Source organism: Bradyrhizobium sp. Kon10 (genome assembly GCF_055807395.1).
The window spans coordinates 1-9,978 of record NZ_JBVVOZ010000065.1; the positions used below are offsets into that span (position 1 = coordinate 1).

The 9,978-nt window shown below is 59.1% G+C and carries 10 protein-coding genes and 2 pseudogenes; 8 read left to right on the top strand and 4 right to left on the bottom strand.

The features are described from left to right. Window positions 1–586 precede the first annotated feature (586 nt). The 6 genes from AC0L2O_RS35690 to AC0L2O_RS35715 are packed head-to-tail and all read left to right on the top strand — an operon-like array spanning window position 587 to window position 5,706. On the top strand, window positions 587–1,495 hold the full coding sequence (locus AC0L2O_RS35690) for a BrxR family helix-turn-helix transcriptional regulator (protein ID WP_473373062.1): 909 nt from the start codon (window positions 587–589) through the stop codon (window positions 1,493–1,495). Beyond that, complete coding sequence (locus AC0L2O_RS35695; RefSeq protein ID WP_369721358.1) at window positions 1,488–1,739, top strand: multiubiquitin domain-containing protein; 252 nt, start codon at window positions 1,488–1,490, stop codon at window positions 1,737–1,739. The genes AC0L2O_RS35690 and AC0L2O_RS35695 overlap by 8 nt, the downstream gene beginning before the upstream one ends. After that, entirely contained in the window at window positions 1,739–2,137 is a 399-nt protein-coding gene (locus AC0L2O_RS35700) for an E2/UBC family protein (protein ID WP_473373054.1), read from the top strand. Before AC0L2O_RS35695 ends, AC0L2O_RS35700 begins: the two co-directional genes overlap by 1 nt. Next, on the top strand, window positions 2,134–3,465 hold the full coding sequence (locus AC0L2O_RS35705; RefSeq protein WP_473373055.1) for a HesA/MoeB/ThiF family protein: 1,332 nt from the start codon (window positions 2,134–2,136) through the stop codon (window positions 3,463–3,465). The genes AC0L2O_RS35700 and AC0L2O_RS35705 overlap by 4 nt, the downstream gene beginning before the upstream one ends. Window position 3,466: 1 nt before the next feature. Continuing rightward, on the top strand, window positions 3,467–5,188 hold the full coding sequence (locus AC0L2O_RS35710) for a hypothetical protein (protein ID WP_473373056.1): 1,722 nt from the start codon (window positions 3,467–3,469) through the stop codon (window positions 5,186–5,188). Continuing rightward, window positions 5,185–5,706: a ubiquitination-like system serine protease family protein gene (locus AC0L2O_RS35715; RefSeq protein WP_473373057.1), complete on the top strand. Its 522-nt coding sequence runs from the start codon at window positions 5,185–5,187 to the stop codon at window positions 5,704–5,706. Before AC0L2O_RS35710 ends, AC0L2O_RS35715 begins: the two co-directional genes overlap by 4 nt. A 55-nt stretch (window positions 5,707–5,761) precedes the next feature. On the opposite strand, the gene AC0L2O_RS35720 is transcribed toward AC0L2O_RS35715, so the two are convergent. The 3 genes and pseudogenes from AC0L2O_RS35720 to AC0L2O_RS35730 form a co-directional block, all read right to left on the bottom strand. After that, window positions 5,762–5,965: a hypothetical protein gene (locus tag AC0L2O_RS35720; protein ID WP_473373058.1), complete on the bottom strand. Its 204-nt coding sequence runs from the start codon at window positions 5,963–5,965 to the stop codon at window positions 5,762–5,764. Window positions 5,966–6,394: 429 nt separating this feature from the next. Next, window positions 6,395–6,616: an SDR family oxidoreductase gene (locus AC0L2O_RS35725; protein WP_473373059.1), complete on the bottom strand. Its 222-nt coding sequence runs from the start codon at window positions 6,614–6,616 to the stop codon at window positions 6,395–6,397. A 141-nt stretch (window positions 6,617–6,757) separates the two neighbouring features. After that, window positions 6,758–7,231: pseudogene (locus tag AC0L2O_RS35730) on the bottom strand (ATP-binding protein); the annotation flags it as partial. Window positions 7,232–7,537: 306 nt separating this feature from the next. On the opposite strand from AC0L2O_RS35730, the gene AC0L2O_RS35735 reads away from it, so the two are divergent. Together AC0L2O_RS35735 and AC0L2O_RS35740 are read left to right on the top strand one after the other, a co-directional pair. Continuing rightward, the gene (locus tag AC0L2O_RS35735) at window positions 7,538–7,726 is read left to right on the top strand and encodes a hypothetical protein (protein ID WP_473373060.1); all 189 of its coding nucleotides are present in this window, start codon (window positions 7,538–7,540) and stop codon (window positions 7,724–7,726) included. Further along, window positions 7,707–9,776 (top strand): recombinase family protein, encoded by a 2,070-nt coding sequence (locus tag AC0L2O_RS35740; protein WP_473373061.1) that lies wholly within the window; start codon window positions 7,707–7,709, stop codon window positions 9,774–9,776. Before AC0L2O_RS35735 ends, AC0L2O_RS35740 begins: the two co-directional genes overlap by 20 nt. A 34-nt stretch (window positions 9,777–9,810) precedes the next feature. Here the strand turns inward: AC0L2O_RS35740 and AC0L2O_RS35745 are convergent. Next, window positions 9,811–9,978: pseudogene (locus AC0L2O_RS35745) on the bottom strand (ATP-binding protein); the annotation flags it as partial.

Here is a 9,978-nt window from a genome sequence, read left to right on the forward strand (position 1 = left end):
CCGCTACGGCGCTATTGGGGGGCGCGCGTCCGGGCGGCTTTGCTCTACCGAGCTACACCACTACCGGGGACACGACCGGCCTCATGGGTTCGCTCGATATCCCCGGCCAGTTCGGCCCGGCGCTTCACTAGTCCGCTCAGAACAATCTCGTTCATGCCTAACCTCCGTGCAATTAATTGCACGGGAGTCTAGTGACACAGGCAGCATTGCCGCCAGTCGGTCCAAGGTGAGTTTGCTACCTAATGCCGCAAAATTCAGCGTCGCAGGCGCACCCGTGAGCGGTCAGAAGAACGAGAGCCCAAGGCCGAAGCGCGGGGCCGGACCAAGGCACCGACGAAGGCGGACCCTCCCCGGAGCAGACCCCGCGCAAGCCTCGGAATAGGGACTTTGACCGGGGACGGTGAAGACTGCGACCGGGACGCAGAACGCCCCAACATCCCCATTGTCCCGTTTTTCCAACACGTTAACGAATTTTCAGGAGCACAAGGGAGGGCCGTGGTGCCCGCGCAATGCTGGGTTCCTTGACAAGACAACGCGTCGTGTTATATGATGGATCATGTTACACGATGTACCACATATAGAGACAATGAGAGACGCTGGTCTAGAAGCTGTCTCTCGGCCACGTCCGTGGGGCCAAGACCGCCGGCTGGAATTCATCGAGTTTCGCCTGTTGTGGGACGGCAAAATCAACCGGGGCGAGGTCGCCGAATATTTCAACATCTCGGTTCAGCAGGCATCGCTGGATTTCGCCAAGTACCTCGATCTGGCCAAACAGAATATGGAGTATGACCGCCACGAAAAGGTCTATCGCGCCACCGCGCAATTCAAACCGCTCTTTCTCGCGCCCGATACCCAGACTTATTTGAACGAGATTCAGGGCCTCGCCGCCGGGACGATTTCACGATCAGTAAGCTTTGTGGGAACCCGCCCGCCCTGTGATGTCGTGACGCTCCCTGTCCGGCGCGTTCGCACAGAGTTGCTCTTGCCAATTCTCTGGGCGATCCGCGATGGCTCGGAGGTAGACGCCACGTATCAATCGATGCGCTCTCCCGAGCCAACTCGTCAGTGGATTGCCCCTCATTCTCTGGCCTTTGACGGTTCCCGCTGGCACACCCGCGCATGGTGTCATGGCACTTCCCGATTTCGCGATTTTGTCTTGACCAGACTCCAGAAAATCCACGGACGCCGTATCAGTCATGTGAATCCGCAGGACGATGCGGATTGGCAAACTTTCGTCGTGATCGATATCGAGCCCAATCCGAATCTGACGCCCAGTCAGCGACAGTCAGTTGTTGACGACTTCGGCATGCAGGACGGACGGTTATCAAAGACGATCCGCCGCTCGCTCGTTTCGTATTTCGTGCGCCACCTGCGGATTGAATTACCGCAGGAGTCTCAGCCCATCGTGTGGGCCAACCGCGCAAAGTTCAAAGAATTAATGGACGCCAACGACCGATCGCAAGCACAAATCCTAGAAGGAGAACGACATGTCTGAAGCAGAGAAATCCGAAAAAAAACTGCATCCATTTTATGTGGACGCAAATCGCTATGAAAGCGCCAAGAGCGCGCTCACTGGCGCGGAAATAAAGGCTATTTCCAGTGTAGCCCCCAACTACCAGCTCTTCCTTGAGGAAGAAGGTGACAAACCCGACAAGGGCATCGGTGACGGTGAAGCCGTGGGTATTACCGAACGCGTGAAACACTTTTTCGCTGTCCCGCCAGCGACGTTTGGACTCTGATGATCGGCGAGCAATTCCAGCAACTGAAGGACTACCTTCAGGAATTCAAGCACCAAGACGCTGAGATTCAGCGTCGGGCCGATGGATCGTACCTCATTACGATCAAGGGGTTCGATTTGCCTGATGGCTGGAATCCCAAGAAGGTGGACATTCTCTTCATCGCGCCGCCCGGGTATCCCGCTGCAAAGCCTGACTGCTTCTGGGTTTCGCCGGCGATACGCCTTGCCAACGGCGCGATACCGCAGGCCGCCAACGAAGGAACGCCGTTGCCCCACGATATGACCCCGGGCCGTCCTTTGACGTGGTTTTCTTGGCACCTGCAAACGTGGGACCCAAATCGCGACCGGCTTGAGCAGTTCTACCGGGTCATCCTCCAGCGTCTGGACCCGCCTCGATGATGGAGCTCAGGTTTCAGGATGGAGATGCCAGCCGAATTGTCGCTGAGCTTGTAGGCAGGGAGACCGAGCGCTGCGCGATCTTGTGGGCGTCCCACGTTGCTCTGCCCGGGCTTGACCGTCTTGTCGTCTCCCGGATCGAGTTTCCCACCGACGATAATTATTCAGACCGGTCGCGCATCAGCGCGCAGCTCAAACCGGATTTCATCGCGCAAATTGGCAAAAGGGCCGCGCGCGAAAATCTGTCCGCTATTTTTGTGCATTCGCATCCGGGGTCCACTCCGCCGGAATTCTCCGAAATAGACGATGATGGCGAGACACATCTGGCGCGGTTCATGTCCGTGCGTGCGCCCCACACGGTGCATGGAGCCGTGGTGGTAAGCGCAGGGGGCTGGTGCGCTCGGCGTCTGGGTGAAAAGACTCCCATGCGCGTCGTGTCGGTCGGGCCGCGACTGCAAGTTCTATTCGACGCCGATGGCCCGTCAGGTTCCACGCCGTTGAAATTTGACCGTCAGGTCAGGGCACTCGGGGCTGCCGGCCAAAAATATCTTGAGTCACTCACTGTCGCCATAGTCGGTCTGGGCGGCACAGGCTCGATTGCCGCGGAACAGTTGGCGCATCTCGGCGTGCGCAAGTTCATCCTTGTCGATCCCGACCGCATAGAGACGACCAACCTTAACCGGGTGGTCGGTGCTCGCGTAAGCGATGTCAACCGGCACAAGACGGACGTGGCGGCCGACATGATCGCACAAATCACGTCCGACGCTGAGTGTAAGCGCATCCTCGGGGATGTGACGCGAACGGCGGTTGCTCGCGAACTTCGGGCCGCCGACTTTATCTTCGCGTGCACGGATTCGCATGGCAGCCGCGCCGTCGTCCAGCAGATCGCATATCAATATCTCATCCCATGCGTTGATATGGGCTCGATCATCACCGCTAGGGCAGGCCAGATCGCGGGCATACATGGCCGGGTGCAGGCACTCGCGCCGGGACTGCCGTGCTTCACATGCTGCGAGCTGCTGGATTCCGAAGAGGTCCGGCGGGACATGATGAACGCCGAAGAGCGGAGCAAAGATCAGTATATTCAAGGCGCGCATGAACCCGCGCCCGCCGTCATCTCCATCAACGGGACCGTGACCTCGATGGCGATGACAATGTTTCTGGCCATGATGGTAGGGGTGCCAAGCGCCGCCCGGCATCTTATCTACGACGCGCGCCCGCCCTCACTGCGATCCGTTTCATTCACCAGCAATCCGAATTGCTATATTTGCTCCCCGCGAGGCGTTCTTGCGCGGGGAGATTCGCAGCCCTTGTTCACGCGGGACGACTGACATGGCGATCCGCGAATTTTCGCCAGAAGGCACGCCGCGCGCGAAAATCGCTTTCGTCGGGGAAGTGCCGTCTGATGAGGATTTAAAAAGGTTCGTTGAGCGCAAGGTCACATGGGAGCCATCCAAGGCGAACGGGCCGGTGACGTTGGATAAGCTTCGCGATGACGACTATATCGCTAAACTCGATGCGGTGATCTGGACTCAGGACCCCAAGAATCTGAAGACCCTGCCTCAAGATTTGCTCAAAGTCGGGCCGCGCCTTCTCGATCACGATGTCCGAATCTACGTTCGTCTAGCAACGGACGAACAACAGACGGCGATGCCCCGGCAGGTCATCATAAATCAGCTTAGGAAAGGTTCTCTGCCAACTGCGAATCTTCGGCCCGAGGAGTGGCAGTCCGTTCCCGAAAACCTGCGCGAGAGAGAAAATGCTTTTCTATTGCCGTGCGTTTACATCATCGACACCATGATGTCTTGGGGTGACATTGCCGCTTTGGCCTGTGATAGACCGGCGGGCCCCCTACGGGAATTCGAGTTGAAATTTGACGAAGCCGCTCTTCTTGCCCGATTTGGATCTGATGGGCACGACGAACGGGTTTTGTTGCTCAAGCGGGCATTCTGGAATTGCTCGGAGCTTCAACTGATATCGATCGACGGCGGCCTCTCGGGCGCACCGGTCTTTAAGGCTTACGCCTCGCTGGGTGCCGGATTAGTGCAACAGGGAGCGAAGGGCGCATACCCGCATCTGTATTTTGCGAAGATCGGTAAGCGCAAAAAAATCATCGACGAGCACGACGAATACTGCGGCCATATATTCGAATACGTCCCTTTCTATCTCGGGCCGCGGTTGCGCCGCGATCGCTGCAACCTCGGATCAACCCAAGGAATTCTTGTGGGCGATTTTGTCGAGGGAGCAGAGTCGCTGGTCTCCTGTGCGCGAGGCGGCCGCTGTGGGCATGCCATCGCCAACTTGTTTGACAAAACGCTGGGAGGCTGGAGGAAACAACAGCGCGTTGATACGGCATCCTCGCTTGCGTCCTATTTCGACAAAAAGTGGCGCATCGAGGGACAGAGCGAGTTTATCGCCCTGCCCCCCGAGCGGATACCGCTCGTTAAGAACCTCCGCGCGGATATCGCGATCGATCCCTTGAAAGCGATATTCGACAAACTGGGGCAAACCGACCCCTTGGTCGCTCCCGCGCATGGCGATATGCACGCGACCAACGTGCTTGTCCGGCACGGCGACGCAATTCTTATTGATTTTGAGAAACTGGAGCCGCACTTTCCGCTCACCTACGACCCCGCGTCACTTGAAGGTGGGCTTTTTGTAGAAGGCTTCATTGAAGACCTTAAGAAAAAAAAGCTTACGCCCAAGAAGCTTTTGAGCTTGATTAGCCCGCTCTACGAGGAAAAAGCTTTGAAGATGGGCCAGTCCACACACTGTAGACCGGGCGACCCCACCGAATGGTTTTTTAACGCTGTGAATCAAATTCGTGCGTTGAGCTGGTCGGCCGAGCGGGTGCCCGGGCAATACGCGCTGACGCTCGCGCTATGCCTGATTCGCAAGGGGTGCAACGATCATCCAGAGCTAAAGGAAAAGGAGCCGAACACATTGCGGGCGATTGCGTTCTTCTTGGGGCAAAAGATTTTGCGAGCGATGGCGCCGACTACGGCGACGACATCGCCCGGGCGCAAGCGTCGATCCCCGGGGGCCGGGCAATGATCATAAATTTCACCGTCAAAGCCAGAGTTGCCTCACGCGCGGGCGCCAGCGCGTATCTGAAGCAACCGGGTGACGCAGTCATTGTGGATCGGTCAGGCCCACGCTGGCTGATCATGTCATGCCCTTGTGGTTGCGGAGCCGAACTGCCGGTAAACCTCGATCGGCGGGCCGGTCCTGCATGGCGACTCTACGAATCCCCGAAGGGTACAAGCGTTTATCCGTCGGTATGGCGCGATACCGACTGCCAGAGTCACTTCATCATACTGCGCGATAAAATCCTATTGTTTGGACCGCGAGGAGACGATTGGTGGTTTGACGAGGAAGAGATCAGCGAGACCGAACTGCTCGACCGGGTACTCGAAACGCTCTCCGCTCGCGAACGATCAGTCGAAGAGATAGCCGATCAAATTGCCGGCAGCGTGCCTTGGGATGTTATGCGCTGTTGCCGAAAGCTCTGCCGAAAGGGCAAAGCGATCGAAGGAACCGGCCAGTCAAAAGGCCGGTTTAGGAGACTTTGAGGCGGCGAAAGAGGCACGGATGGGTCAGCGGCTGGGTCACTGCTTGGGCGCGGCGTCAGCGGTGAGCGTCGGCTGCTCCCGGATCGCGACTTTGGCGCATTTCCTCTTTCAGTCTTCCTACTTCGAAGCGTTCGATTCGATCGAGCGTGTAGTCGAAGCCGGAGGACGACGACATCGCTTCCAAGGTGGCCCAGATGGCGGCGATGGCCCGGCGAAATTTCCCCTGCTCCGGGACTGCATGGCTCGCTGGGTGCGTCATGGGAAGCTCCTCGTCGTCGAGGCTATCCGCGGGGACATACAAGTACACTACGCAGAGCAAGGCACCAAACAGTGCATATTGACCAACGCGATAGGCCGTTTCCAGGAAAAAGAACGCTGACTTTCGCGTGGGGGCATGTCTTGCCATTGAGGGAACTACAACTCTGCTCCAAAAGAAAATGCCCATGTTGATACAAAGTCAAATATGTTCACAACTGACGTATGTTCTACAGGTAAGAGTGCGTACGCGACTGAAAGAATGGTTCCCTGAATCACCATCGCGATAAATGCAAGTGGAACACTCGGGCCAGCACCAAAATACTCCCATTCTTCATATTTTTTTGAACACTCTCAAATGCCAGAAATAGCCCCAAGGCATCGACGGGACTATAGGCAATTTTGATCATCATGTATCCTTTCGTTCAACTTGCTAGAGAGCCGTCAGTCCACCGTCGACTGGAAGGTCGATGCCGGCGACGTAGCTGCTGAGGTCCGACGCAAGGAACAAAGCCGCGCAGGCGATTTCATCGGGGTACGCCAAGCGCGCCATAGGCGTCATCGCCGTGATCTGCTTTCTGGCTTCGGCGGCGCCCTCTTTGGACGGGAACTGCCCGTCGAACATCGGCGTATCGACCGCGCCGGGGCTCAGCACGTTGCTCCTGATCTATAGCGCGACAATCTGGATGGGAAGCGCGCGACAATCAGGATGGCGAGTCGGTGTCGCGGCGACGTGATGATTGCCGCGATGATTGTCGCGCGCAAGAGTTTTGTTCGCTCTGATTGTCGCGGAGCGTCAATCAGCGAGTGTTTTTGGTGTCGCGTGCGAGGGGGTCACCCTGGACCACGCTTCCGTTCGAGCGCGGTGCGCCTGCGATAGCTTTCGACGTTCGTCTCGACGATGGTGGCGTGGTGAACGAGGGCATCGATGGTGGCGAGCGTCATAGCAGGGTCCGGGGAGACTCTGTTCCACTCTCCGAAGGGCTGATTGGCGGTGATCAGCATGGAACGCCGCTCGTAGCGAGCGCTGATGAGCTCGAACAGCACGCTGGTCTCGGCCTGGTCCTTGGTGACGTAGGCAAGATCATCGCAGATCAGCAGGTCGAAGCGATCGAGGCGGTTAATGGCGGCCTCAGTTGAGCTCGCGCCGCGCTACCTGGAGCTTCTGCACGAGATCGGTGGTGCGGGTGAAGAGGACGCGCCATCCGTTCTCGATAAGGGCGAGGCCGATCGCTGCCGCCAAGTGACTCTTGCCGCCGCCGGGCGGACCAGCGTCATAATGCCGGGTGTCTGCGATCTGAGGTGGAGATCCTTTACCCGTTCCATCCGCGATGCGGAGCGTCAGTCGTCGTTGTCGCCTGCAAGCGGCTTGGGGGTGAGACGCATTTTGTTATCAGACAACCTGACGCCACGTTAACGCTGCTGCCGGCATGGATGGCGGCTCCCGCCGCCGCTTCCTTCCATATCAAAGCTGATCCGCGGCTTCCGGTGGATCGTCTACTGGAGGCGCGTCTTCTTGTCGACGCGCTCTTAGCCTCCTCTTCCAGGGAATCGTCCCATTCACGAGGAGGCGGTCATGGCGGACGCATCACGTCGTCAGGGGGATCTGTTCGAGAGCCCTCCGACATACAGCAGCATTCCAATCGAAGCCCATCAGCAAATGCAGGAGCTCTTAAAGGAGCTTCTGACCGAAGCGCTCGCCGACAGCGCAGTCGAGGCACACAACGTGAACCGGGAGGACAGCGGTGAGCAAGATCACGCCTGAGCACCTTGCTCGCCAGGCCGTCGTCTACATTCGCCAGTCGACGGCCGACCAGGTTATCAACAACCGCGAGAGCCAGCGCCGCCAGTACGGCTTGGCCGACCGTGCGCGGCAGCTGGGCTGGAGCGAGGCGGTCGTAATCGACGACGATCTCGGTCGCTCTGGTGGTGGCACCGCGCGTCCCGGGTTCGAGAAGTTGCTCGCCGCCATTTGCGAAGGGCGAGTTGGCGCTGTGGTCTCGATTGAGGCCTCTCGGCTGGCCCGCAACGGCAGGGATTGGCATACGCTACTGGAGTTCTGCGGGCTCGTTGGAACACTGATCGTCGATGAGGATGGCGTCTACGATCCGCGCCAGCCCAACGATCGCCTTCTGCTCGGCATGAAGGGCACGATGAGCGAGATGGAGCTGTCTATCTTTCGGCAACGCTCGCTTGAAGCCTTGAAGCAGAAGGCACGCAGGGGTGAGCTCTTCCTCAACGTCGCCATCGGCTATCTCAAGGTCTCCCACGATCGGATCGAGAAGGACCCTGATCGGCGCATTCAGGAGGCGCTCGCGCTCGTGTTCACCAAGTTTGCCGAGATGCAGACACTGCGCCAGGTCCACCTCTGGTTACGGCAGGAGCGAATCACTTTGCCCGCGGTCGGCCATGGCCCCGAGGGCCGCCACGTCGAATGGAAGTTACCAGTGTACAATACGATCTACCACATCCTGACCAATCCCGCCTATGCTGGCGCCTATGTCTTCGGGCGCTCGGGCAGTCGGGTGACGATCGAGGCCGGCCGCAAGAGGATCGTGCGAGGCTTCCGGCGCGAGCGCAACGACTGGGAGGTTTTGATCAAGGACCACCATGAGGGCTACATTAGGTGGGCGGAGTTCGAGAGGAATCAGCGCCTGATCACCGACAACGCCAACGGAAAAAGCTTCATGAGTCGTGGCTCGGTCCGCCGCGGCGAAGGCCTTCTCGCGGGGCTTCTTCGTTGCGGCCACTGCGGCCGCAAACTTCACGTTGCCTACAGCGGCACGCACAGTACTGTCGGGCGCTATCATTGCCGCGGTAGCCAGATCAACCATGGTGGAGATCCGTGCATCTCATTCGGCGGTCTGCGCGCGGACCGCGCGGTCAGCGCGGAGGTCATCGCGCGACTGCAGCCGCTGGGTGTACAGGCGGCGCTGGTGGCCATGGAAGCGCGCGGGCGTGAACACGCCGACAAGCTGCGTCAGCTCGAGTTGACCCTGGAGCAGGCACGCTACGAGGCAACTCGCGCTCGTCGGCGATACGAGGCTGTCGATCCGGACAATCGCCTTGTTGCCGGCGAGCTGGAGCGGCGCTGGAACGAGCGCCTGGTCACTGTCCGCGAGCTTGAGGGCGAGCGCGAGACGTTGTTGGCTACGCCGGAGATGACGTTGAGCGACATCGATCGCGATCGGTTACTTGCGCTTGGTGCCGATCTCGAGAGAGCTTGGGAAAGTCCGGGTGCAACAGCTGCGACGCGCGAGAGGATCATCCGAAGCTTGATCCATGAGATCGTTGTGCGCGTCCGCGACGAGGTGCTGGACTTGATTGTCCACTGGCATGGCGGCGATCACACGGCATTGCAGGTGAGGAAGAACCGCACCGGCGAGCACCGCTGGAGCACCGCGGCAGATGTGGTCGATCTCGTTCGTGTCCTCGCGCGTCAGATGCCCGACAGCACCATCGCCGCGGTTCTCAACCGCGCCAGTAAGTCGACGGGGCGCGGCAACAGTTGGACCCGTGTCCGCGTTCGCAGCCTGCGCAACCAACACGCCATCGCGGCCTACCGAGAGGGCGAGCGCGCCGAGCGTGGAGAAGTCACTTTGGACGAAGCTGCAACTGCGTTGAAGGTCAGTCCTTCGACGGTTCGCCGTCTGATCGAAGAACGGAGCTTGCCTGCGCAGCAGCTGTGCAAAGGCGCACCGTGGATGATCAAAGCGGTTGATCTGGAACATCCTGATGTCAAGCGCGCCGCGCATGCGCGGCGGATCCGGCGGCCATCGTCTGGCGATCCGGGTCAAAAAGAACTTCAACTCTAAGGGGGTAGCGAGATGGGCAGTATGAATCTGACTCGGGCGGGCCGAACAGCAGCAGATTGGCGCCCTTGCCGAGCCAACCGTCGCCGGCGGCGAGCGCGGTCACCTGCGCCTTGGAGATCATCGGTACAGCCTCAAAGTCGAAGTTGTCGAAGGTCTTTCCAGCGGGCAGCCGAGCCTCGAGGAGATGGCGCTCGACGCGGCG

Bases quoted from the DNA above. Each gene is read 5' to 3' on its own strand.
- AC0L2O_RS35720 (WP_473373058.1), bottom strand. From the start codon at position 5,965: ATGACGCACCCAGCGAGCCATGCAGTCCCGGAGCAGGGGAAATTTCGC.
- AC0L2O_RS35715 (WP_473373057.1), top strand. From the start codon at position 5,185: ATGATCATAAATTTCACCGTCAAAGCCAGAGTTGCCTCACGCGCGGGC.
- AC0L2O_RS35710 (WP_473373056.1), top strand. From the start codon at position 3,467: ATGGCGATCCGCGAATTTTCGCCAGAAGGCACGCCGCGCGCGAAAATC.
- AC0L2O_RS35695 (WP_369721358.1), top strand. From the start codon at position 1,488: ATGTCTGAAGCAGAGAAATCCGAAAAAAAACTGCATCCATTTTATGTG.
- AC0L2O_RS35705 (WP_473373055.1), top strand. From the start codon at position 2,134: ATGATGGAGCTCAGGTTTCAGGATGGAGATGCCAGCCGAATTGTCGCT.
- AC0L2O_RS35735 (WP_473373060.1), top strand. From the start codon at position 7,538: ATGGCGGACGCATCACGTCGTCAGGGGGATCTGTTCGAGAGCCCTCCG.
- AC0L2O_RS35690 (WP_473373062.1), top strand. From the start codon at position 587: ATGAGAGACGCTGGTCTAGAAGCTGTCTCTCGGCCACGTCCGTGGGGC.
- AC0L2O_RS35700 (WP_473373054.1), top strand. From the start codon at position 1,739: ATGATCGGCGAGCAATTCCAGCAACTGAAGGACTACCTTCAGGAATTC.